We start from the raw sequence: 22,488 nt of genomic DNA on the forward strand, positions 1-22,488 counted from the left end.
GGGTTATAACAGTGCCAGCACTTTCTTAGAGACCGCCGGATTTCCGTGACAGACTTCCTTGATCCCATCCTGCATTTCATCGCCGAAAACCCGTCACTTGCCGGGTTGATCTGCTTTTTGGCAGCCATGGGCGAGGCATTGTTCCTGATCGGATTGTTTGTTCCAACCACTGTTGTTTTGGTGGGCGCTGGCACCCTTGTTGGCCTGGGCAAGCTTGATCTGATGCCGCTGCTCATCTGGACAACACTTGGCGCAACCGCAGGAGATGCGATCTCCTACTGGATTGGCTGGGCGTTCAAAGACAAGATCAAAAGCATGTGGCCGCTGAACAAGTACCGCAATGTGGTCGAAAGCGGCGAGGAGTTCTTCAAACAACATGGTGGCAAAAGCGTCTTTATCGGCCGGTTCGTTCCGGGTGTGAAGTCTGTCGTTCCGGGAATTGCCGGCATGGCCGGAATGAACTTCACCCGGTTTTCGGTGGTCAATTTCACCTCTGCGATTGCCTGGAGCGTGGCGCATATTGCTCCCGGCGTCATTGCCGGATCGGCGCTTCATGCAATTGGCCAGATCAGCGGCCGCCTTGCTCTGGTCCTGGGCGCGCTTCTGCTGGTGATCTTCCTTGCGGTCATGCTGGGCCGATGGTTGATCCTCATTATCTTGCCCCTGTTTCCAAACGCACACGGGGCCATCGCCCGTTGGTTTGCCCGGCGGCCTGACCGGATCTCGCAGTGGATTGGGCACAACTTCGATCCGGCTCACCCCCGTTCTGCGGGTATGCTGGCCTCGACAGTGCTCCTCCTTATCACGATGCCGGCTTTCTTCTGGCTGATCGGTGAGGTCGCCCCAAACGAACCGATGGTTCGCGCGGACCTTGCCATTCTGAACCTCTTTGACAGCCTCAGAACGCCCGTCGGCGACAAGATCATGGTCTTCATGACCACACTTGGGGACGGCATTGTGGTCACTGCGATTGCAATTGCCGTGGCGTCCTATCTGTTCTTCCGCAAGGCCTGGCGCCGCGGCATCGGGTTTGTCATAGCGATTGCCGGTACGGCCATTTTCGTGCCGTTGCTGAAATTGATGCTGCACCGCTCCCGGCCCATGGAGCTCTACACCGGAGCCGACTCTTTCAGCTTTCCGAGTGGCCATGCGACGCTCAACACCGTCCTGTTCGGCATCTGCGCAGTCCTGATCGCCCATGACCGCAGCCGCTGGGTGAAGGCAGGTATTTTCACGATCACCGTCGCCTATGTCATCACCATCGGGTTCTCACGGATCTATCTCGGGGCGCACTGGATGTCGGATGTGTTGGCGGGGCTGTTGTTCGGTACGGCCATTGTATCCGCCTTCGCCTTCGTGTTCGGCCCGATCCACAACGAGAAAATCGGCCGGTTGACGCTCACAGCGATCGTTTGCGGCATGCTGGCCGGGTTCGGTGGCTGGCATGTTGCCCGGTCCTTCGACGCCGGGCTGGTCACTTACGCGCCGCAAATTCACAAGGAAATCCTCCAGGCCAGCGACTGGAAAAGCGGAACCTGGCAAAGCCTTCCGGCACACCGGATCGGAATTGACGGGGAAACCGAGGAGCCGCTCGTCATTCAATACGCAGGCCCGCTTGCCGCTTTTGCTGACATAGCGGCGAAAGACGGCTGGATGCATCCGCCCAAATGGTCGTTGTCGACCGCGGGCGGCTTTGTGGAAGGTGAAACCCCACCAGACTCTCTCCCAATCCTGCCCCGCAGCCAGAATGGCCGCCAACCGGACCTGATCCTGATCCGGAACGATGCCGATGGCGCGAAGGGCGGACGCTGGGTCATGCGGCTATGGCCGAGCCGATACGAAGTTCTCGAGAACGGGACGCTGGAACCCCTTTATCTTGGCAGCGTCGTCCACGAGGACATTCTGAGGCCCATGGGTGAATTCTCCGGTCCGAAAATGGACCGGGAACTTCCCGGTATTGAAGTCAATCCGGCCCGTCTCATACCAGGTGCCGAGACCCGCCAGCGCGCGAACCTCTCGCATGTTGTGCTGGCGCGCCTGTCCGAACCTCCCCGTCTTTCCACGCCGGCCGCAGACTGAGCTATTGTGCCTGGTAGGCCAAAGGCCAGGTGTTGGGTTCGGACACCTTCCCATCACAGTCGATCTTCTCTCTATACTCGAGAAGTTCCAGCTCCAGGACTTCGCCTGGTCCATCAATCAGGCGAAACACTTGATAGACGCCGCAGTCGCCCGCGCCCCGGCCAAATTCGGTGGTTTCAATGTGGCCCGGCGGTCCCAACACCTTGGCGTTCATCGCAGAATAGTTCTGATTGCCCTCCAACCCAGGGGGATTTGGCAAGGTCAACAATTCGCCCCAGTCTTGCGGCGGGTTCTGGGTCACGGCAAAAACGCCCGATCCCTGATAGGCACCTTGAAAGCAGGGGATTTGCCACATCAGATAATAGTCGTTGATCACGTATCGCGCGCCGGACCAGGCGAACTGGCCATCGATATCGCAGGCATCGCTCGCGTAATCGCGCATTTGCCGGCGCAAAACAGCCGGGATTTCGGACATATCCGACAAGTACTTCTCATCGCCAATCGGAATGCCTGCAGGCAAATCTGAGACGGTCGAGGTCATGTGGGATTGCGATGCGGTTTTCGGGCAGCCGCTGACCCCTTTGGCATTCGCCGTGAAAGGCAGTTTGCCCTTCTGGATGACAGTGACCTTGGCTTTGTCGAAATAAAAGGCGTCATTTCGGAACGTGACGTCGAGAAGTTCGATCTGGACCTTTATATCCCGGTCATCGCTTGCAAACAGATATTGAGTGCCATGGCCTTCGATGGGTTCGCCGCCATAGACGAGCTCGTTTACGCTGTAGAACTTGTCTCCGATCTCCACCAATCCCGAACCCGTGAAACCATCGCTCTCCTGGTTGGCATGGAACAGATACGCATAATCGTCTGTCTCAGGGTCGCGGTTCTGCTGCCAGAACGACAAATGACACGGAGAAATTCCACCGACAATTTCGTCTTTGCCGAACAGCTTCAACGGTAGTTTGTAGGCATCCTCATCTGCATAGGCTTGCAACGACTGAAGACACGCGAACGTGGAAAACACTAATCCGACCAACAAGTTTTGCGTTTTCATAGCCCCTCCGGCGCTCAGTTTTCATCTGACCATGCCGGATTTTCCGGCCTTTGGCCAGCACCCGCTTTCCCCAAGGAAACTCTTGTCGTTTAATCAACTCAACGCTTGCATCTTTTGCTTTATATTCATATATTCGAAAATAACGTAATGAGGATCCCCATGACCGAATTCACACCCATACTCAGCTTCTCAGGCGGACTGCTGATTGGACTTGCCGCCGTCGCCCTTATGGCTGTTCATGGCCGCATTGCCGGGATCAATGGCATTGTCGGCGGGCTGCTGAGCCTGAACATCAATTCCGACTGGGCGTGGCGCGCAGCTTTTATCGCCGGGATGGTCACAAGCCCGCTGGTTCTGCTTGGCGCCACCGGGCAACTGCCAGAAATCAGCATCCCATCTTCGCCTGCGCTTTTGCTTGCCGGAGGGTTCTTGACAGGTGTCGGGACCACGCTCGGCTCGGGCTGCACCAGCGGACACGGCGTTTGCGGAATGTCCCGCCTGTCCGCCCGCTCTATCGTTGCGACCATGACCTTCATGGCAACCGGCGGCGTCACCGTTTTCCTCATCCGTCACGTGTTTGGAGGTTAATCATGATCCGGCTTCTTTCAGCATTCGCGATTGGCCTTGTTTTTGGAACGGGCATTTTGATTTCCGGTATGGGCAATCCGGCCAAAGTTCTGAACTTCTTCGATGTTGCAGGGACTTGGGATCCGAGCCTGGCCTTCGTCATGGGCGGTGCCCTAACGGTTGCCGCAATTGGATACCGGCTTGCTTTCCGCATGAACGCTCCGGTCCTGGCCGCCGAGTTTTCGCTGCCTACAAAAACAGATCTGGATATGAAACTGATCGGCGGATCGGCTATCTTCGGCACAGGTTGGGGCATGAGCGGCTTCTGCCCAGGCGGACTGGTTCCGGTCCTCGGTCTTGGGCTGAGCGGTCCATTGCTGACAGGTGCAGCGATTGTCGCAGGGATTTTGGTGGCGCGCTGGATCACAACACTGGGTTCACGCCCCAGTCCGGCCCAAGCCTGAGAATAGAACTGGCGAAGCCAGACAACGGGAGACACACAATGAGTTCCTCGAACTATCCGGTCGATATGGCCATTATTCCAGAGGTCAAAGCGTTTTTTGACCCAGCCACAAACACGATCAGCTATGTGGTCAAGGATCCGGCGTCAAACGCCTGCGCGGTCGTCGACAGTGTGATGGACATCGACTACGCGGCCGGCCGCATCACATACGATCATGCTGATGAAATCATCGCCTACATTCAGGACAAAGACCTGGATCTTGAGTGGCTGATTGAAACGCATGTTCATGCCGATCACCTTTCCGGCGCGCCGTACATTCAGGAAAAACTCGGCGGCAAGCTCGGCATCGGTGAACAGATTACAGTTGTTCAGGAAACCTTCGGCAAGGTGTTCAACGAGGGCACCGAATTCCAGCGTGACGGCAGCCAGTTCGATCGCCTGTTCAAGGATGGCGACACGTATCAGATCGGCGAAATGACCGCCTTTGCCATGTATACACCCGGCCACACACCGGCCTGCATGGTGCATGTCATGGGCGATGCGGCGTTTGCGGGCGACACCTTGTTCATGCCGGATGGCGGATCTGCGCGCGCAGACTTTCCGGGCGGGGACGCCGGTACACTCTATGATTCCATCCAGAAGGTTCTCGCTCTTCCGGACGATATGCGCCTGTTCATGTGCCACGATTACGGCCCGAATGGCCGAGACATCGCCTGGGAAACCACGGTGGGCGATGAAAAAGCGCACAACATTCACGTCGGCGGCGGCAAGACACGGGAAGAGTTCGTCCGTTTCCGAACCGAGCGTGACGCCCAGTTGGATATGCCAAAGCTCATCATTCCGTCCCTTCAAGTGAACATGCGCGCCGGAAAACTGCCGCCCGCTGATGAGAGCGGAAAAACATTTCTGAAAGTGCCGGTTAACGGGCTCTGATTGACAAGAAACGGGAGGCGGCAGCCATGCAGGTGGCATCCATCGACAAGCAGATTTCGGTTTGCCCGCAGATCATGCCGGAGGACTTGCCGGACATTGCACAGCAAGGGTTCCGGTCAATCATCTGCAACCGGCCGGATGGAGAAGCCGCCGACCAGCCGACATTTGAGGAAATCGAGGCTGCGGCCAAGAAATTCGGCCTTGAAGTCCGGTACCAGCCGATTACGGCCGGCAAGGTGCAGGATGAAGATGCCGATGCCTTTGGCGCGCATCTGGCCTTGCTGCCGAAACCGGTTCTTGCCTACTGCCGAACCGGGACCCGCTCTGCAACGCTTTGGTCTCTGTCTCAGGCCAATGCCTTGCCGGTCGCCAGTATTCTGACAAAAACCAAAGCCGCTGGTTACGACATGGCGGGCGTTGTTCGCCGGATCGCAAATGGCGGGCGGACACCGACAGATACTGCCGAGGACGCCCGTTTCGATGTCGTCATCGTCGGAGGAGGAGCTGCAGGGATATCAGTTGCATCCAGCCTGCTGTCCCGGGACGCTGATCTCGATATCGCCGTGATCGACCCGGCCGATGTGCATTACTACCAGCCGGGCTGGACCATGGTCGGAGGCGGCATTTTTGATGCCTCCGACACGGCTAAGACCATGGCTTCGCTGATCCCCTCAGGCGTTCACTGGCTGAAATCTGCCGTGGCTGCATTTGAGCCGAAGGACAATGCGGTCATTCTGGATGGTTGCCGCGTGGTGAAATACGACCGGCTTGTGGTCTGCCCGGGTTTGAAACTGGATTGGCACGGCATTGAAGGTCTCGTCGACACGCTCGGCAAAAACGGCGTGACATCCAACTACCGGTATGACCTTGCGCCCTACACCTGGAAACTGGTGCAGGAGATGACGTCAGGCCGGGCCGTGTTCACCCAGCCGCCAATGCCGATCAAGTGTGCGGGCGCCCCTCAAAAGGCGATGTACCTTTCGGGGGACCACTGGACCAAATCAAGGCGCATTGAAAACATCGACATCCAGTTCATGAATGCTGGCGGGGTCCTCTTTGGCGTGAAGGACTATGTCCCCGCCCTCATGGACTACGTGGAGCGCTACGATGCGACCCTAAATTTCTTCCACAATCTGATCTCGATCGATGGCCCCGCCAGGAAAGCCCGGTTTGAGATCAAAGAACCTGGGACGGATCCGCTTCAGGTCGATGTTGAGTTCGACATGATCCATGTAACGCCACCGCAGACGGCGCCGGACTTTATTCGCGTCTCGCCGCTGGCCGATGCTGCCGGCTGGGTCGACGTGGATCAGGCAACATTACGTCACAAGACCTATGACAACATCTGGTCGCTTGGCGATGTGATGAACGCGCCCAATGCGAAGACCGCAGCAGCAGCGCGCAAGCAGGCACCGGTGGTGGCGGAAAACATTATCTCGGACATCAAAGGTCACAGCGCAACGGCGCAATACGACGGCTATGGCTCCTGTCCGCTCACCGTTGAGCGCGGAAAGATAGTTCTTGCAGAATTCGGCTATGGCGGAACGCTGTTGCCGAGCTTCCCGCGTTGGCTGGTGGACGGGACCAAGCCAACGCGGACCGCGTGGCTTTTGAAGGAACGGATTCTCCCTCCAATTTATTGGCGCGCCATGCTGCGCGGTAAGGAGTGGATGGCCAGACCGGAAAAAGTCACGGCAGCCTAACCAAAAAGGCTTGCCCCTAACTCTCTTTCGAGCCGGGAAACCGGCTCGATTTCTTTATGCAGTCTTCCCGGCGATGTGGCATGACCACGCCAGAGTTCTTGACACCATCAGGCAAAACATGAGCGGATTGAAGCGTTACTTCCCCATCCTCGAATGGGGCAAAACCTACGACAAGACGACGGCAACCAGCGACACGATCGCTGCGGTCATTGTCACCATCATGCTCATTCCACAATCGCTTGCCTACGCCTTGCTTGCAGGGTTACCTCCGGAAGTCGGTCTATATGCATCGATCGCGCCGCTGGCGGCCTATGCCGTATTCGGCACCAGCCGGGCACTCGCCGTTGGCCCTGTTGCCGTTGTTTCTCTGATGACAGCGTCTGCCGTCGGTCAATTCGCGGCTCAAGGGACCCCCGAATATCTCGGCGCTGCGATTGCCCTTGCCTTCATTTCCGGCTTGATGCTCGTCATTATGGGGCTGTTCCGGCTCGGGTTCCTTGCAAACCTTTTGAGCCACCCGGTGATCTCCGGTTTCATCACTGCATCAGGGCTTTTGATTGCCTCCAGCCAGTTGAAACATATCCTGGGTGTTCCCGCCCACGGTCATACACTTTACGAGATCCTGCTTTCGATCGCAGCACATCTCGATGAAGTGAACTGGATCACACTTGTCATTGGCGCTGGCGCGACCGCGTTCCTGTTCTGGGTGCGCAAAGGTCTGAAAAGACGGCTGCTCGGCCTTGGTTTCAAACCGTTTTTCGCCGATATCCTGACCAAGGCCGGTCCCGTCGCGGCTGTCGCTGTGACGACACTCGCCTCGGCAGTGTTCTCCCTTGGCGACAAGGGCGTCCGGATCGTCGGTGATATCCCATCCGGCCTGCCCATGCCGCAATTGCCCAGTTTCGACAGCGAGTTGTGGCTGGCGCTTGCGGGCCCAGCGCTTTTGATATCTGTGATCGGCTTTGTGGAATCCGTGTCCGTTGCACAAACCCTCGCGGCCAAGAAACGCCAAAGGATCGAACCGGATCAGGAGCTCATTGGTCTTGGCACATCGAACATCGCCTCAGCGCTGTTCGGCGGCTATCCGGTCACCGGAGGTTTTGCGCGGTCTGTGGTCAACTTCGATGCGGGTGCAGCCACGCCGGCGGCCGGCGCCTATACCGCCGTCGGCATCGCGCTCGCAACGCTTTTCTTAACGCCGCTCCTCACCCATCTTCCGCAAGCGACACTGGCCGCAACGATCATTGTTGCCGTGCTTTCCTTGGTCGATTTCGGTGCCGTAAAGCGGACATTCGCCTATTCGAAAAGCGATTTCACCGCGATGGCGGCAACCATCCTGATCACGCTGTTCTTCGGCGTGGAACAGGGCGTGGTCGCCGGGGTCGGACTGTCCATCGCGCTTTATCTTTACCGCAACAGCCGGCCGCATATGGCTATTGTTGGCGTGGTGCCCGGCACAGAGCATTTCCGGAATATCGATCGGCACAAGGTCGTGACCGGAGAGCGGGTCCTAACCTTACGGGTCGATGAAAGCCTGTTCTTTGCCAACAGCCGGTTCCTGGAAGACAAAATCTACGCTCTTGTCGCGGACCGGCCGAACATCGAGCACGTCGTGCTGATGTGCCCGGCGGTGAATGAAATTGACGCCAGCGCTCTCGAAAGTCTGGAAGAAATCAATCACCGGCTGTCCGATTCCGGCGTTTCCTTTCATCTGTCTGAGGTCAAGGGACCTGTTATGGACCGGCTGAAACGGACGGATTTCCTTGATCATCTGACGGGCCAAGTGTTCCTCAGCCAATATGATGCGCTGGTCACACTGGATCCTCTGACGACGCATATTTCAGAATCACGCACTCCAAAGAAAGCCGCTCGGTCCGATGTCTGGGCCGGACCGGAAATCTGAACCAAGTTTCTTCGATCTTGGCCGATCAGTTGTCGTTATTTTGGGCCGACTGCAGGACGGGCTGAATGGCTTCACAGAACCGGAAATGCACCGGAGCCCGCTCGCCCTCCTGCACGATGAGTCCATTGGTGCCACGCGGCTGTACGGTTACCAGTTCGATGGCCTCACCGCCATCATTCAAGAGGCAATTGATCGCCGCCCGCTGGGTGAACTGCTTGTCCTTTTCAGCCCCATAGACCTGACAAATGCGGCTTGGCGTTTCCAAAAGCCCGCGATAAATCGCGATGGCAGCGCCGGGGTCATTGCGGTCGATCCGGGGTGCCGGACAATTGCTTAAATCACGCACCCAGATGCCTTGCGCGAAATCTGCAAATCTCAGGTCCAGGGTCTTGCCCTTAAGCAGCGGTGCAGAGCGTGGAACAGACCTTTTGAGATCGCCCTTGCCAGCCATGGCCGGAGCGGCTGCCACAGCTGCGGCCGCACAAAAACACGCAGCGATCACCCAACGGTTCATAACCACTTCCCCTCCTAAAGAGCTGTTCCTCCGTCCGCGCAGCTCCCTTCGTAAGCATGATGGAGACAGTTTTCGTTTGCCACGTCAACTTCTGCGATTCCGCTGCTTGCATTTTTCGAACATAAATGGAACAAAAGTGGAATGAAAACCGATATTCGTTCAGAAGGCAGCCGAATAGAGCTCGATGATCCGCTCGCGGACGGGCGGCAATCGGAAACAGCACTGAAGGTATGGCGCGGCGCGGCGCGGCTGATGCGGCAACGCAAGTTTGCCTGCGCTGCGGAAGTCACGTTGGCTTCCGCACGCCGAGCGGACCTTTTGGCCCTTGGCCCGAAACACGAACTTTGGATTATCGAAGTGAAATCGTCGGTGGCCGACTTTCGCGCCGACCACAAATGGCCGGACTATCGTCAACACTGCGACCGGTTCTTCTTCGCTACCCATCCAGATGTTCCGTTGGATATTTTTCCTGAAGAAGCTGGTCTTATCGTCTCTGATGGATACGGCGCAGAGATCTTGCGCGATGCACCCGAACACAAGGTTGCTGCTGCAACTCGAAAAGCCGTCACGTTGCGTTTTGCCCAGCATACGGCACACAGGCTGCACGCTCTTGTCGATCCGGAGGTCCGCCACCTGAACGACGGACTTTAGGCTAGCCCTACAAATCCAGCATTCTGTTGCCACGTATAACTCCGGAAACAAATCACCTGGGTACCCGTGTTAGAACCAATCCACATCGCCTGGTTCAAGAAAGATCTGCGTGTTTTCGATCACGCGCCGCTGAAGCGTGCGAGCCTGCAGGGCCCTGTTCTGCCGCTTTACGTTATAGAGCCGGACCTGTGGCGCCTACCGGACATGTCGGCCCGCCACTATGCATTTTTGTCTGAATCGTTGCAGGAGCTGAACCAGGAGCTTTCGCGCCTTGGACAGCCCTTGATGCTTCGCACCGGCTCGGTGACAGATGTGCTGACGTCCCTTTCCCAGCGCTATCGGATCGCCGGTCTCTGGTCCCACGAAGAAACTGGCAACGGCTGGACGTTTCAACGGGATAGGGAGGTTGCTGCGTGGTGCCGGGCCAATGCTGTCCCCTGGACAGAGTGCCGCCAGACAGGCGTTATCCGGCGGTTGAAGTCGCGCAATGGCTGGGCCGGGCTATGGGACCGGTTTATGGCGGAGCAACCGATTGACCCACCCGCACTCAAACCCCTTTCCGACTTGTCTTCAGATCCGCTGCCCAACGCCGCTGACCTCAAACTTGCCGCGGATCCCTGCCCGGATCGGCAGATTGGGGGACGTGTGGCAGCTATGGAAACTCTGGAAAGCTTCTTGTTCACCCGCGGAAAACCCTACCGTGCGGCCATGGCAACACCGGTGAAGGCATTTGAAGCCTGCTCGCGCATGTCGCCTTACCTCACCTTCGGAACAGTCTCCATGCGGGAAGTGGCGCAGGCGACATGGGCGCGGCAAGCAGAGATAAAGCAGGCGGAATTCAAAGGCCGCAGCACATGGCAGGGGGCAATGCGCTCCTTCTCAGGCCGTTTGCACTGGCACTGCCATTTCATGCAGAAGCTTGAGGACGAGCCGTGCCTCGAATTTAAAAACCTGCATCGCGCCTATGACGGCTTGCGGCCTTCAACGCCCGATGCGGAGCGGCTTCAAGCCTGGCAACGCGGTGAGACCGGGCTTCCCTTTGTCGATGCCTGCATGCGTGCGCTGACCGCGACCGGTTGGATGAATTTCAGAATGCGCGCCATGCTGACAGCAGTCGCGAGCTATCACCTGTGGCTCGACTGGCGCCAACCCGGCCTGCATCTGGCACGCCTCTTCACCGACTATGAACCAGGCATTCACTGGTCCCAGATCCAGATGCAATCCGGCACCACCGGGATCAACACAATTCGGATCTACAATCCAGTGAAACAAGGCAAGGATCAGGATCCGGACGGCGTGTTCGTCAAACGCTGGGTCCCGGAACTTAACGACATCGATCCGGCCCATGTTCATGAACCCTGGAAAGCGGAAAACGCCGGCAAGGTCCTCGGCAGGACCTACCCGTTCCCCGTTGTCGATTATCTGTCGGCTGCCAAGGAGGCACGGGACAAGGTCTGGGCCGTGCGCAAGGGACAAGCATTTCGATCGGAAGCCTCGGGGATCCAGACCAAGCATGGCAGCCGCAAGAGCGGGATCCCGATGCGCGGGCAGGAAAAACCCGGTCGCCGCACCCGGAAACCCGCCGCCCATCCGGATCAGGCCGATCTTTTTGGGGGCGCGACATGAAAATGCGCTGCAAAGGCGATCTGCCACAGAAAATCTGCGCGGCCTGCGGGCGGCCATTTGCCTGGCGCAAGAAATGGGCGCGGGACTGGGATGAGGTCAAGTACTGTTCCGAGCGCTGCAAGCGCGACCGGAAGAAAGTGTGACACTCATTCCCTGAACGCTTTCCCGGCCCTGAGCCGGGATCATGGCGGTTTGGGTCCCGGCTCAAGGCCGGGACCCAAACGTCGTCTGGAAATTCAGACAAAAAGGTTTGCAAGGCTTTCCAGATATTCCTGTTTTCCGGACACCGGTTGCGGCTCAAGATCCTGTGCGTGTACCCGTTCGGCAAGCGCTTCAAGAGAGCTCCCGCCCTTCAGAACTTCCTGGTTCTCCGGCTTCTTCCAGCCCGCATAGCGATCCTCGACAAAACCTTTCATACGGCCATCTTCGATCATGGCAGCCGCCGCCTTGAGGCCACGCGCAATAGCGTCCGCCGAGCCCACATGTGCCTGAATCAGATCAACCGGGTCGAGGGATTGGCGCCGCAACTTGGCGTCAAAATTTGTACCGCCGGTCGTGAAGCCACCCGCCATCAAGATCTCATAATAGGCCAGTGCCAGCTCAGGCACATTCATTCCGAAATGATCGGTGTCCCAACCGCACTGGTAATCGTTCCGGTTCATGTCAACGGACCCGAAAATACCAAGTGAGCGGGCCATATGCAGCTCGTGCTCGAACGAATGGCCGGCAAGGATTGCGTGGCCCTGTTCGATATTCATCTTGACCTCATGTTCAAGGCCGTAAGCTTTCAGGAAGCCGTAAACGGTTGCAACATCATAGTCGTACTGGTGCTTGGAGGGCTCTTGCGGTTTGGGTTCGATCAGGATCGCGCCCTTGAAACCGATCTTGTGCTTGTATTCGACCACCATGTTGAGGAACCGGCCGAGCTGGTCCAGTTCCTGTTTGATATTCGTGTTCAAAAGGGTCTCATACCCCTCGCGCCCGCCCCATAGAACATAGTTCGCCCCGCCCAGGCGTTGGGTGACATCCATGGCGTTTTTGACCTGGGCTGCCGCATAGGCAAAGACATCCGGGTTCGGATTGGTCGCAGCGCCGGACATGTACCGGCGGTTGGAGAACATGTTGGCTGTTCCCCAAAGCAACTTCACCCCGGTCTCGGCCATCTTCGTTTCAAAGATGTCGGCAATCGCATTCACGTTGGCATTGCTTTCCGCCAGCGTCTTGCCTTCGGGCGCAATGTCGCGGTCATGGAAGGTAAAGAAAGGCATTCCGAGGATCTGAAACATCTCAAAGGCCACGTCGGCTTTGAGCCTTGCCTGTTCCATCGGGTCGCCGCCCGCTGCCATCCAGGTGCGGTTGAAGGTCTCGCCACCAAAAGGATCAGAACCCGGCCAGCAGAAATTGTGCCAGTAACACACCGCCAGCCGCAGGTGATCTTCCATCCGTTTTCCAAAGACGACTTCGTCCTTGTTATAGTGGCGGTAGGTCAATGGATCGCGGCTGTCGGGGCCAGTGAATTGGATCGGCTGCAGATCGCCGAAAAATCCAGTGCTCATGAAAGTATCTCCTTAAAAACCGGCCTGCTTGAATGCCGGATACAGTTTTTGCCAGCGCTGATAAGCATCGGCGTAAGCGGGAATAAGGGTTGGGTTGGGGTCAATGGTTGTTCGAAGTGCGGGTTTGCTGAAAACACCCTCTGTGGAACCAAGGGCCCCAGCCTGACCGAGCCTGGCAGCGCCAAGAGAGGCCCCGAAATCGCCGTCGATTGGGACATCGATCGGAACTTCCAGGAGGCTGGCGATGATCTCCAGCCAGACCTCAGATCTGGACCCGCCGCCAACAGCCAGCAAACGGTCAACTTTCGTGCCGGCAGAGGTCAACGCAAGGAGGCAGTCTTTCAAGGCGAAGGCCACCCCATCCAGAACGGCATGGGTCAGCTCAGTATCGCCCGTTTCATGGGAAATCCCGGCGAACCCGGCCCGGATCGCCACATCATTGTGAGGCGTCCGCTCGCCCCCGAGGTACGGAAGGAAAGAAACATTTGACGGCCCGGCTGCGCCCCCAAGCGCAGCCGTCAATTCCCCTGGAGCCTTCTTCAGCCGGCTTGCCAGCCAGTTGAGACTGTCGGTCGCCGACAGGATCACGCCCATCTGATGCCAGGTGTTCGGCACGGCATGACAAAAGGCATGGACAGCATTCTCCACATTCGGCGAGAAACGATCATTGGTGACAAAGAGCACCCCGGACGTGCCGAGCGAGACGAACCCGGAGCCCGGCTCCACCGCCCCGACCCCGCAGGCGGATGCCGCGTTGTCGCCACCGCCACCGGCAACAACCGGAGGCTTGTCAAATCCCCAGCGGACGCACAGATCCGACGTCACTTCACCTGAGACGTTCGAACCCTCCACGAGCCGTGGCATGTTCTGACGTGTGAGGCCCGTAGCGGCCAGAAGATCGTCGCTCCAGTCACGTTTGGCAACGTCCATCCAGAGTGTTCCGGCGCTGTCGGACATGTCCCCGGCATAGACCCCGGTGAGTTTAAATCGGACATAGTCCTTGGGCAGCAGAACCATGGCCGTCTTTGCGAAGACCTCAGGCTCGTTCTCACGCACCCACTGCAACTTTGGCGCCGTGAAACCGGGCATCACCCGATTGCCACCGAGGCTCAGGAACTTTGGCTCCGCTGCCTCAAGATCCGCGCATTGTTTTGCGGACCGGCCATCATTCCACAAGATGCAGGGGCGCAATGGCTTGCCATCCGCGTCCAGCAAAGTTGCCCCATGCATGTGACCGGACAATCCGATGCCTTTCACTGCGGCCATCTTTGAGGGCACTTGCTGCTTCAAACTGTCGAGGACCGTTTCGCAGGCGGTCCACCAGCTCTCCGGATCCTGCTCGGACCAACCCGGGTGCGGACGCTGCACCGTCAACTCCGCCGTTGCAGAGGCTACAAGCGCCTGGTTTTCATCCAGCAAAATCGCTTTGACCGAACTGGTACCAATATCAAGGCCAATAAACATGAGGTGCGTTCCTCATTTTGGTTTCAAAAGAATGCCGAAACCTCAACCTTGAGGCCCGGCATTGGCAAATCGTCCGAACTGACCCAAACAATGATTGCGGTCAATTCGAGGGATGGCCCGCACCATGGCGCGGGCCAAAAAGTCTATCCGACGACCGTGTCGTCAACAATCGCGCCAGGTCCGGGAGTTGCGCCTGGAGGACATTTGCCCAGGATGATCATGCCGAGGACATCATCATCCGTGACATCCCCGGTCTTTGCCGTTCCGACCAGCTGGCCGTTCTTCATGACGGCAATCCGGTCACATAGCTGGAAGACATCGTGGATGTCGTGGCTAATCAAGAAGATACCGAGTCCCTGCTTCTTCAGCTCTTGAATGAGCTCAGCCACCATCTGGGTTTCATGCACCCCGAGCGCGGCTGTCGGCTCATCCATGATCAGGATCTTCGCGTTGAAGTAAACGGCCCGGGCAATCGCAACGGACTGACGCTGACCACCAGACAAGGCTTTCACCGGCGCATGGAACTTTTTGAAGTTCGGGTTGAGACGGCCCATGATCTTGCGGGTTTCCGCCTCCATGGCATCGTCGTCGACGAACCCGAGCGGCGAGGTGAGCTCCCGGCCTAGAAATAGGTTCGACGCGGCATCGAGATTGTCTGCCAGCGCAAGCGTCTGGTAGATGGTCTCAATGTTTTGAGCCCGCGCATCACGCGGCGAATGAATATGGACTTCATTGCCATTGATGCGGATCTCACCGCTGTCGGCCTTGTAGGCCCCGGACAGGATTTTGATCAGCGTCGACTTGCCGGCACCATTGTGGCCAAGAAGACCGACCACTTCGCCGGGAAAAAGGTCAACAGAGACATGGTCCACTGCGCGCACCCCGCCAAAGGAGATGCACATGTCTTTCATTTCTACGAGAGGGGCGGTCATTGTTACTCTCCCGTGCGCTTGCGGTAGATGATGTCGACCAGAACGGCGAGCACAAGCACCGTACCGACAACAATATTCTGGAGCGGGGCATCCACCCCAACCATCGCCATGCCCGATTGCAATGACTGCATGATCAGAGCACCGAGAATTGCGCCGTAGATCGTACCGACACCACCGGCCAGCGCCGTTCCGCCGATAACCGCGGCTGCAATGACGCGAAGTTCGTCAAGCGTGCCGATGTCGTTGGTGGAGAACCCGAGACGGGCTGCGGCGACGGCTGCGGCCAGAGCACTGAGGCCGCCCATGATGGCAAACACCTTGACCGTCAGGAACCGTGTGTTGATGCCGGAGAGTTCCGCCGCATCCGGATTGCCGCCGGTCGCGAAGATGTAGCGGCCCAGCCGCGTGCGGCGGGCAACAACGGTCATGACCACTGCTACAACAATGAGAAGGACGACCGAATACGGAATCCCATAGCCCATGGTCAGGCCTTCCGGCAGTGTCTCGCCAGATGCCTCAAACATACGGCGCAAGCGGGCTTTCGGGATGTCGTATGCGTTCAGGATCGCAACAAACCCGAGAATGGCCGCGGTCGTGATTACGCCCATGGTGACTTCCGCCCAGACCGGTTTGACCGGGAACCCATGCGAGGACTTGCGGCGGCGCGAAGCGATCTGAAGCCAAAGGGCGGCAGCTACAGCCAGTATGCCGAAGATCCAGGACCCGGTTTCGCCCATCGTACCGCCGATGCCACCAATCATCGTGAAAGTGTCGTCGAGCGGCCCGATCGTCTGACCTGAGGTGATGAACCAGGCCACGTTCCGCCAAACGAGAAGCCCGCCAAGAGTGACGATAAAGGCAGGAATTCCAAGATAGCCGATCATCCAGCCCTGGAAACCGCCGATGATCACTCCGACGGCAACACCGGACAGGATGGCCAGCACCCAGATTATCGGGTGTCCGAGCCCCATGAATTGCGGCAGGATATCCGTTTGGACCACTGCCATCACGGCCGCCACGGTGGCGAGCACTGAGCCAACCGACAAATCAATGTGGCGTGTGACGATGACGAAGACCATGCCTGTTGCCATGATTGCAACGGAGACGGTCTGGATCGTCAGGTTGAAGATGTTGCGCGGGGTCAGGAACCGGCCTTCGGTGAACACATTGAACACCAGGCACAGCACGATGAACGCGCCAATCATGCCCAAAAGGCGCGTATCCAGCTGCAACGCGGTAAAGAAATTTCGTGCCGTCGGGCTCTTAGAGCCGGACAGTGCCGTATCGGACATTGCGGTTACTCCTGCTTGGAGACCATTTGCTTTTTCAAAAGCCGGGTGGCCAGCCCATGGGGACTGACCTTTCCGGCGCCCCGATCATGCGGTCCGGGCCCAGAGCCCGGACCGTTTCGTTGTTTTTCTTAGTTACAAGGAGCCGGGCCGTTTTCGACGCCCTGGCACAGATCGTCTTGGGAGATCCAGCCGGCATCAACAACAGCAGTCAGGTTGTCCTTGGTAATCGGCATCGGAGCCAGGAACTTCGCGGTCAGCTCGGTGCCGCCTGGTGAAGTCCAGCTGCTTGCGCCGTCCACCGAAGACATCTCACCGCCGTTGGCGAGCGCAACGGCGATTTCACCGGCGGCCTTGCCAAGATCCCGCGCATCTTTCCAAACGGACACGGTCTGCGTACCGCGGGCAACGCGGTTCAGGGCAGCATGATCGCCATCCTGACCGGAAACCGGGGTGCCTTCCATGCCTTGTGCAGTCAGTGCAGCAACTGCACCACCCGCAGTCCCGTCGTTGGACGCAACAACTGCATCAACGTTGTTGTCGTTGGCGGTCAGGATCTGCTCCATGTTGCGCTGAGCGTTCGCCGGCAACCAGCCATCAGTGTAGGCTTCACCAACAATCTTGATGTCGCCGCTGTCGATTGCTGCCTGAAGAACTTCCTGCTGACCACCGCGCAGGAAGTCTGCGTTCGGATCGGTCGGGGAGCCCTTGATCATCACATAGTTGCCCTTCGGCTGTACAGCCAGAACGGCAGCAGCCTGCATACGGCCAACTTCAACGTTGTCAAAGGTCAGGTAAAATGCCCGCGGATCCTCAATCAAACGGTCGTAACCAACAACCGGAATGCCTTCGTCCGCTGCCGCCTGAACGGCCGGGCCGATTGCCTGCGCGTCCTGTGCGAGGATGATCAGAGCGTTTGCGCCCTGTGCGATCAATGCCTCAACGTCGGACAGCTGCTTGGCAGATGAGCTCTGAGCGTCAGCGGAGATGTACTTCGCGCCCGCAGCGTCCAGAGCGGACTTGATCGCGGCTTCATCAGTTTTCCAGCGTTCTTCCTGAAAATTGGACCAGCTGACACCGACCACGATGTCTTCAGCGTGGGCAGCGGTCAGAGCAGTTGCGGACACAAGGGCGCCCGCCAGCAGTGTGGTGAACTTGCGCATCGTTATCATTCCTCCCATCGGTGCCGCATGATGTCGGAGCGCAGCACCTGAAACACGTTTGTTTGTGGCCGGACCGGATCCGGTAAAAAATGGGACAGCCTTATTGTTATTTTTTTTGGACCCCGAAAAAAAGTTGCTCTAAAGCGCGGCTCCTGTCAACATGGTTTTGCGAAACTTTGACTTCGAAGGGAGGACTTCGAAGGAAAAATCGCCAAAAAGCCCGGAAAACGCGGCGTAAGAAAATGATTTGGGAGCGAGCACAAACATCATGACACGCAAGGCGGACCGGGATCAGATCCGGCGGCAGAATAGAAGTATTGTTCTACAGGCACTTCGTCGGAATGGTCCAACAGCCCGGATCGATCTGGGTAAAATCACGCAGCTGAGCCCCGCAACGGTTACGGCAATCACCTCCGACCTGCTTGATCAGAAATTGATCATCAGCGTGGAGAGCGATGAACCGAAATCCCATCAGTCCCGTGGGCGACCAAGAACGCTATTGAGGCTCAATCCGGAAGCTGCCTACACGGTCTGTATCCGTCTCTCCGTGAACACGATGGATCTCTCGCTCGTTGATTTTGCGGGAACGATCGCATCGAGTTTGAGAACGCAGTATGACAGCGCCACCGCCGATGCAGACAGTTTTCCTCCGGTCCTGATTGCCGCCATCCGCCAATTCATTGCAGATGCTGGCATCTCCGAGGCGCAAGTTCAGGAAATTGGGGTGGCAGCACAGGGCGTTGTGGAAACCGAAGCGGGTTTGGTTGCCTGGAGCCCGGCGTTTTCGGGCCGCAAGATACCGGTGGTTGCCCCATTGCATCAGGCCTTTGGCGCGGACTGCTATATTTCCAACGATACCAACATGATCACCGAGGCCCTGCACTGGTCGGATCCGGAGCGGTACAGCGGGACTTTCACGGTGATCATGCTCGATTATGGCGTTGGTATGGGCCTTTACCTCGACAATCATCTTTTTTCGGGCGCCAGCGGCACAGCTGCAGAATTCGGACATGCCAATCACATTCCGGATGGCGCCTTGTGCCGGTGCGGGAAGAAAGGGTGCCTGGAGGCCTATCTTTCCGATTATGCGCTGGTGCGATCCGCATCGCAGCTGCCTGAAGATACAAACCCGGCGGATATCGAAGCGGGCGTAGAAGGCCTTGAAAAACTTATTGAAACTGCAGACTCAGGCGATGAGAACGCCCGCAAGGCATTTCACCATGCCGGCCGCGTTCTTGGATACGGACTCGCCCGGGTCATTGCCCTCATAGACCCGAAACGCATCGTGCTGACCGGCGCTGCGATGCGGGCCTACACGTTCATGGAAAAAGGCGTGTGGGAAGGCTTGAAAGATGCGCTTGTCGAGGACTTGCGCAACAACTTCACACTTGATGTGATGCCTTGGAACGAAGACTTCATCAGGACAGGTCTGGTGGCCCAATCGATGGAACGGCTCGATATGGATTTCTTGGGAGCGCAGGTGAAAGCGCCAAGGCAGGAAGCCTCATGACCCGGCGCAATTCTCTCCTGATCAGCCTAGCGGCTCTGGCAGCTTTCCCCGCACACGGGCTCGCTGATGAAACGCTGCCCCCGTGGAGCGAACGAACCATCCTGGAAGATGTTGATCTGAATGCTCTGGCGCAGTCCGGAAAAGATCCAATTCCTGTGCTGCAGCCGCTTGGCGAAACGCTTTTCGAAGCAAAGTTCACCAGCCTCGACGGAGCCGGACGACCGGATGCCACCGGTGCCATCGTGCCGACAAAAGTCCGGCGGCAGTCTCACCTCACTTTCCAGCGGCTGGCGGGCCCGGACGCCAACGCTTGCGCTTCTTGCCATAATGAACCGGTCATGGGCGGTGCAGGATCCTTTGCCGTCAATGTCTTCGTGTCCGAAGGTTTTGAAAGTGCAGACTTCGACACGATCGACCCGCAGTTTTCGAATGAGCGCAACACCAACGCCTTGCAGGGCGCGGGCCTGATCGAGTTGCTCGCCCGGGAAATGACGACGGATCTGCGCGCCCAGCGCAGCGCAGTCCTTAAAGACGCCAGGACAACCGGATCCACTGCAACAGTGGATCTAGAGACCAAAGGAATATCGTTTGGGCGCCTCACCGCACATCCGGACGGAACTCTCGATGTATCGGAGCTGGACGGCATTGACGACGATCTGACTCTTCGCCCCTTCGGTCAAAAGGGTGTCTTTGCGTCCCTTCGCCAATTCACCGTCAACGCGATGAACGACCATCACGGCATTCAGGCCGATGAACGGTTCGGTGCCCGCTGGACCGGGACAGATGATTTCGATGCAGACGGGTTCGTGCACGAATTCAGCGATGGGCAAATCTCGGCCCTTGTTGCCTGGCAGGCAACCCTGCCACCGCCCGGCAGAAAACAGGACATGCCGGAAATCTGGGAAAAGGCCGCTGCACGCGGTGAGCTGATCTTTGACGAGATCGGCTGTACCTCCTGCCATGTCCCAGCCTTGCCACTCGACAGTCTTGTCTTTCACGATCCGGGTCCATTCGACACAGCAGGCACTTTGCGTCAAAGCGATGTGAACCAACCGCTGGCCCTTGATCTGGCAACACTGGAGTGGGTGAAAACCCTGCCAAGGGATGACAGCGGGCGCGTTCTGGTCCCGCTTTTCGGCGACCTGAAACGCCACAAGATCGCTGACCCGGCCAATGACACACTCGGCAACGAGCTCCTGGCGCAGCGGTTCGTGGCACGGGATGTCTTCATCACGGCGGAACTCTGGGGGATCGGAAGCACGGCCCCTTATGGGCATCGCGGCGACCTGACGACCTTGAACGAGGTGATCCTTGCCCATGGCGGGGAGGCCTCCGACAGCCGCAAGGCCTATGCCAGTCTCGATGAAGGTGGCCGCCAGTCCATCATCGCCTTCCTGCGCAGTCTGGAGATCACCCAATGATTTTTAGACGGTCCGGACTGCTAGTCTGCATAGCAGGCGTTTGCACGGGTCTGACAAGTTCGGCCTTGGCAAACGGTCAGACCTCGCTCGCCCCTATCCCCTCCTTTGTCGAAGAAGCCGCGAATGCTGGCATTACGCACACCTACGACGGGGCATGGGAGTATTTCGTCGGCGGCGGGGTTGCGATTTTTGACTGCAACGGCGATCGCCGTCCCGACATGTTTCTGGCGGGCGGCAAAAACCCGGCCAAGCTTTACCGCAACCAAAGCCTCACGGGAGGAAAACTAAATTTCGAAACGGTTTCGGATTACGGTCCAAACGACAAGCAGCTCTCCAAGGTGCTCGGCGCCTACCCGCTGGATGTCGATAACGATGACATCCTTGATCTTGTTCTTTTGAGGCTGGGTGAAAACCTGATCCTGAAAGGCAAGGGCGACTGCACCTTCGACGTTGCCAACCGCGCGCTCGGCTTCGACGGCGGACGGGAATGGACAACAGCCTTTTCCGCAACCTTTGAGGACGGCAACGCCTACCCGACCCTCGCCTTCGGAAACTATGTCGATCGCTCGGCGCCCGGCTCGCCCTGGGGGACATGTCACGACAACTTCCTGTTCCGGCCGGAAGTATCTGCGGACGGCAGCGTCAGCTACCCGGAATCAACCCGCTTGTCACCCGGATATTGCAGCCTCTCGATCTTGTTTACAGACTGGAACCGTTCGGGCGAGCCGTCCCTGCGCGTATCCAATGACCGGCATTACTATCGCGGCGGCCAGGAACAGCTCTGGGCTGTTCCGCCGGGCCGGCCGCCACGCCCTTACCGCAAGCCGGACGGTTGGCAACATTTGAAAATCTGGGGAATGGGCATCGCCTCCATCGATTTAAATGTCGATGGTTTCCCGGAATATGCGCTGACCAGCATGGGCGACACCAAGCTTCAACAACTCGATGATGAGGCGGACGAAACCGTCCCCGTCTACCAGGACATCGCATTTGATCTTGGTGTGACAGCACACCGACCCTACACCGGCGATGATCTGAAGCCATCGACCGGCTGGCATTCCGAATTTCAGGACGTCAACAATGACGGGCTCTGGGATCTTTTCATTGCAAAAGGCAATGTGGAAGCGATGCCCGATTTTGCCGCGTTTGACCCGGACAACCTCTTGCTGGGACAGTGGAGCGGCAAGTTTTCGGAGGCCGGCAAAGACGCCGGTATCGCACTTGATCGGCGTGGCCGGGGGGCAGGTCTTGCAGACTTCAACTCCGACGGTCTTCTCGATCTCGTGGTGGTGAATCGTTCCGCCCCGGTCAGCCTGTTCCGCAATGCTGGCGCCGGATCCGCTGACACGCCACGCCCACTCGGCAATTGGCTCTCAATTGACGTCCGCCAACCCGGCAAAGCAAATGCCCGTGCTGTTGGTGCAAAAATCAGCGTTAAGACGGGCAATCGAACCGTCGTCAAAGACATAGAAGTCGGTGCGGGGCATGCCTCCGGACAACTCGGGTTTGTTCATTTTGGCCTCGGCGTTGCCGAACGGGCAAATGTGCGAATCAAATGGCCGGATGGCGATTGGAGCCACAGTTACCGCGTTTTCGCGAACTCCCACGTCATCATAGACCGGGGCGCGGAAAAGGCGCGCTTCTGGTATCCGGAGTGAACCTC

The 22,488-nt window shown here is 58.0% G+C and carries 19 protein-coding genes; 12 read left to right on the forward strand and 7 right to left on the reverse strand.

Annotated features, from left to right (window positions below):
- The first annotated feature begins 45 nt into the window (after positions 1–45).
- Positions 46–2,079 (forward strand): VTT domain-containing protein, encoded by a 2,034-nt coding sequence (locus tag ACQY4Z_RS11275; RefSeq protein ID WP_428529274.1) that lies wholly within the window; start codon positions 46–48, stop codon positions 2,077–2,079.
- Between the two features lies 1 nt (position 2,080).
- Here ACQY4Z_RS11275 and ACQY4Z_RS11280 read toward each other — a convergent pair whose 3' ends face one another.
- A complete protein-coding gene (locus ACQY4Z_RS11280; RefSeq protein ID WP_428529276.1) occupies positions 2,081–3,130 on the reverse strand; it encodes a DUF1176 domain-containing protein in 1,050 nt (349 codons plus the stop codon).
- 159 nt (positions 3,131–3,289) lie between these two features.
- Here ACQY4Z_RS11280 and ACQY4Z_RS11285 point away from each other — a divergent pair, with 159 nt between their 5' ends.
- From ACQY4Z_RS11285 to ACQY4Z_RS11305, 5 genes are all read left to right on the forward strand, one after another.
- A complete protein-coding gene (locus ACQY4Z_RS11285; protein WP_428529278.1) occupies positions 3,290–3,718 on the forward strand; it encodes a YeeE/YedE family protein in 429 nt (142 codons plus the stop codon).
- Between the two features lie 2 nt (positions 3,719–3,720).
- On the forward strand, positions 3,721–4,161 hold the full coding sequence (locus ACQY4Z_RS11290) for a DUF6691 family protein (protein WP_428529280.1): 441 nt from the start codon (positions 3,721–3,723) through the stop codon (positions 4,159–4,161).
- 38 nt (positions 4,162–4,199) lie between these two features.
- On the forward strand, positions 4,200–5,093 hold the full coding sequence (locus ACQY4Z_RS11295) for an MBL fold metallo-hydrolase (protein ID WP_306147942.1): 894 nt from the start codon (positions 4,200–4,202) through the stop codon (positions 5,091–5,093).
- A gap of 26 nt (positions 5,094–5,119) precedes the next feature.
- Positions 5,120–6,796, forward strand: coding sequence for a TIGR01244 family sulfur transferase (locus ACQY4Z_RS11300; protein WP_428529282.1), 1,677 nt, complete (start codon positions 5,120–5,122; stop codon positions 6,794–6,796).
- A 118-nt stretch (positions 6,797–6,914) separates the two neighbouring features.
- Complete coding sequence (locus ACQY4Z_RS11305; protein ID WP_428529284.1) at positions 6,915–8,699, forward strand: SulP family inorganic anion transporter; 1,785 nt, start codon at positions 6,915–6,917, stop codon at positions 8,697–8,699.
- A gap of 25 nt (positions 8,700–8,724) precedes the next feature.
- Here the strand turns inward: ACQY4Z_RS11305 and ACQY4Z_RS11310 are convergent, their stop codons facing one another.
- Positions 8,725–9,213, reverse strand: a complete 489-nt coding sequence (locus ACQY4Z_RS11310) for a hypothetical protein (protein WP_166672709.1) — start codon at positions 9,211–9,213, stop codon at positions 8,725–8,727.
- A 141-nt stretch (positions 9,214–9,354) separates the two neighbouring features.
- Between ACQY4Z_RS11310 and ACQY4Z_RS11315 the strand changes: the two genes are divergently transcribed.
- From ACQY4Z_RS11315 to ACQY4Z_RS11325, 3 genes are all read left to right on the forward strand, one after another.
- Positions 9,355–9,864 (forward strand): MmcB family DNA repair protein, encoded by a 510-nt coding sequence (locus ACQY4Z_RS11315; RefSeq protein ID WP_428529287.1) that lies wholly within the window; start codon positions 9,355–9,357, stop codon positions 9,862–9,864.
- Positions 9,865–9,930: 66 nt separating this feature from the next.
- Positions 9,931–11,490: an FAD-binding domain-containing protein gene (locus ACQY4Z_RS11320; protein ID WP_428529289.1), complete on the forward strand. Its 1,560-nt coding sequence runs from the start codon at positions 9,931–9,933 to the stop codon at positions 11,488–11,490.
- Complete coding sequence (locus ACQY4Z_RS11325; protein WP_428529291.1) at positions 11,487–11,633, forward strand: DUF2256 domain-containing protein; 147 nt, start codon at positions 11,487–11,489, stop codon at positions 11,631–11,633. Before ACQY4Z_RS11320 ends, ACQY4Z_RS11325 begins: the two co-directional genes overlap by 4 nt.
- A gap of 93 nt (positions 11,634–11,726) precedes the next feature.
- On the opposite strand, the gene xylA is transcribed toward ACQY4Z_RS11325, so the two are convergent.
- The 5 genes from xylA to xylF form a co-directional block, all read right to left on the reverse strand.
- Positions 11,727–13,046 carry a xylose isomerase gene (xylA, locus tag ACQY4Z_RS11330; RefSeq protein ID WP_428529293.1) on the reverse strand — a complete coding sequence of 440 codons (1,320 nt, stop codon included), beginning with the start codon at positions 13,044–13,046 and terminating at the stop codon, positions 11,727–11,729.
- 12 nt (positions 13,047–13,058) lie between these two features.
- Positions 13,059–14,510: a xylulokinase gene (gene xylB / locus ACQY4Z_RS11335; RefSeq protein WP_428529295.1), complete on the reverse strand. Its 1,452-nt coding sequence runs from the start codon at positions 14,508–14,510 to the stop codon at positions 13,059–13,061.
- Positions 14,511–14,653: 143 nt separating this feature from the next.
- A complete protein-coding gene (locus ACQY4Z_RS11340; RefSeq protein WP_008197073.1) occupies positions 14,654–15,421 on the reverse strand; it encodes an ATP-binding cassette domain-containing protein in 768 nt (255 codons plus the stop codon).
- A gap of 23 nt (positions 15,422–15,444) precedes the next feature.
- Positions 15,445–16,734: a sugar ABC transporter permease gene (locus tag ACQY4Z_RS11345; RefSeq protein ID WP_428529297.1), complete on the reverse strand. Its 1,290-nt coding sequence runs from the start codon at positions 16,732–16,734 to the stop codon at positions 15,445–15,447.
- 128 nt (positions 16,735–16,862) lie between these two features.
- Positions 16,863–17,894: a D-xylose ABC transporter substrate-binding protein gene (gene xylF / locus ACQY4Z_RS11350; RefSeq protein ID WP_428529299.1), complete on the reverse strand. Its 1,032-nt coding sequence runs from the start codon at positions 17,892–17,894 to the stop codon at positions 16,863–16,865.
- Positions 17,895–18,162: 268 nt separating this feature from the next.
- On the opposite strand from xylF, the gene ACQY4Z_RS11355 reads away from it, so the two are divergent.
- From ACQY4Z_RS11355 to ACQY4Z_RS11365, 3 genes are read left to right on the forward strand one after another with little or no spacing between them, the layout of a single operon-like run.
- A complete protein-coding gene (locus ACQY4Z_RS11355; protein WP_428529301.1) occupies positions 18,163–19,404 on the forward strand; it encodes an ROK family protein in 1,242 nt (413 codons plus the stop codon).
- Entirely contained in the window at positions 19,401–20,825 is a 1,425-nt protein-coding gene (locus ACQY4Z_RS11360; protein ID WP_428529303.1) for a di-heme oxidoredictase family protein, read from the forward strand. The genes ACQY4Z_RS11355 and ACQY4Z_RS11360 overlap by 4 nt, the downstream gene beginning before the upstream one ends.
- Positions 20,822–22,483, forward strand: coding sequence for a CRTAC1 family protein (locus ACQY4Z_RS11365; RefSeq protein ID WP_428529305.1), 1,662 nt, complete (start codon positions 20,822–20,824; stop codon positions 22,481–22,483). The genes ACQY4Z_RS11360 and ACQY4Z_RS11365 overlap by 4 nt, the downstream gene beginning before the upstream one ends.
- Positions 22,484–22,488 lie beyond the last annotated feature (5 nt).

The sequence above is a fragment of the Roseibium sp. genome, assembly GCF_965276855.1.
GTDB lineage: Bacteria > Pseudomonadota > Alphaproteobacteria > Rhizobiales > Stappiaceae > Roseibium.

Coding starts and splice junctions, on each gene's coding strand:
- ACQY4Z_RS11280 (WP_428529276.1), bottom strand. CDS start 3,130: ATGAAAACGCAAAACTTGTTGGTCGGATTAGTGTTTTCCACGTTCGCG.
- ACQY4Z_RS11285 (WP_428529278.1), top strand. CDS start 3,290: ATGACCGAATTCACACCCATACTCAGCTTCTCAGGCGGACTGCTGATT.
- ACQY4Z_RS11290 (WP_428529280.1), top strand. CDS start 3,721: ATGATCCGGCTTCTTTCAGCATTCGCGATTGGCCTTGTTTTTGGAACG.
- ACQY4Z_RS11295 (WP_306147942.1), top strand. CDS start 4,200: ATGAGTTCCTCGAACTATCCGGTCGATATGGCCATTATTCCAGAGGTC.
- ACQY4Z_RS11300 (WP_428529282.1), top strand. CDS start 5,120: ATGCAGGTGGCATCCATCGACAAGCAGATTTCGGTTTGCCCGCAGATC.
- ACQY4Z_RS11305 (WP_428529284.1), top strand. CDS start 6,915: ATGAGCGGATTGAAGCGTTACTTCCCCATCCTCGAATGGGGCAAAACC.
- ACQY4Z_RS11310 (WP_166672709.1), bottom strand. CDS start 9,213: ATGAACCGTTGGGTGATCGCTGCGTGTTTTTGTGCGGCCGCAGCTGTG.
- ACQY4Z_RS11315 (WP_428529287.1), top strand. CDS start 9,355: ATGAAAACCGATATTCGTTCAGAAGGCAGCCGAATAGAGCTCGATGAT.
- ACQY4Z_RS11325 (WP_428529291.1), top strand. CDS start 11,487: ATGAAAATGCGCTGCAAAGGCGATCTGCCACAGAAAATCTGCGCGGCC.
- xylA (WP_428529293.1), bottom strand. CDS start 13,046: ATGAGCACTGGATTTTTCGGCGATCTGCAGCCGATCCAATTCACTGGC.
- xylB (WP_428529295.1), bottom strand. CDS start 14,510: ATGTTTATTGGCCTTGATATTGGTACCAGTTCGGTCAAAGCGATTTTG.
- ACQY4Z_RS11340 (WP_008197073.1), bottom strand. CDS start 15,421: ATGAAAGACATGTGCATCTCCTTTGGCGGGGTGCGCGCAGTGGACCAT.
- ACQY4Z_RS11345 (WP_428529297.1), bottom strand. CDS start 16,734: ATGTCCGATACGGCACTGTCCGGCTCTAAGAGCCCGACGGCACGAAAT.
- xylF (WP_428529299.1), bottom strand. CDS start 17,894: ATGCGCAAGTTCACCACACTGCTGGCGGGCGCCCTTGTGTCCGCAACT.
- ACQY4Z_RS11355 (WP_428529301.1), top strand. CDS start 18,163: ATGACACGCAAGGCGGACCGGGATCAGATCCGGCGGCAGAATAGAAGT.
- ACQY4Z_RS11360 (WP_428529303.1), top strand. CDS start 19,401: ATGACCCGGCGCAATTCTCTCCTGATCAGCCTAGCGGCTCTGGCAGCT.
- ACQY4Z_RS11365 (WP_428529305.1), top strand. CDS start 20,822: ATGATTTTTAGACGGTCCGGACTGCTAGTCTGCATAGCAGGCGTTTGC.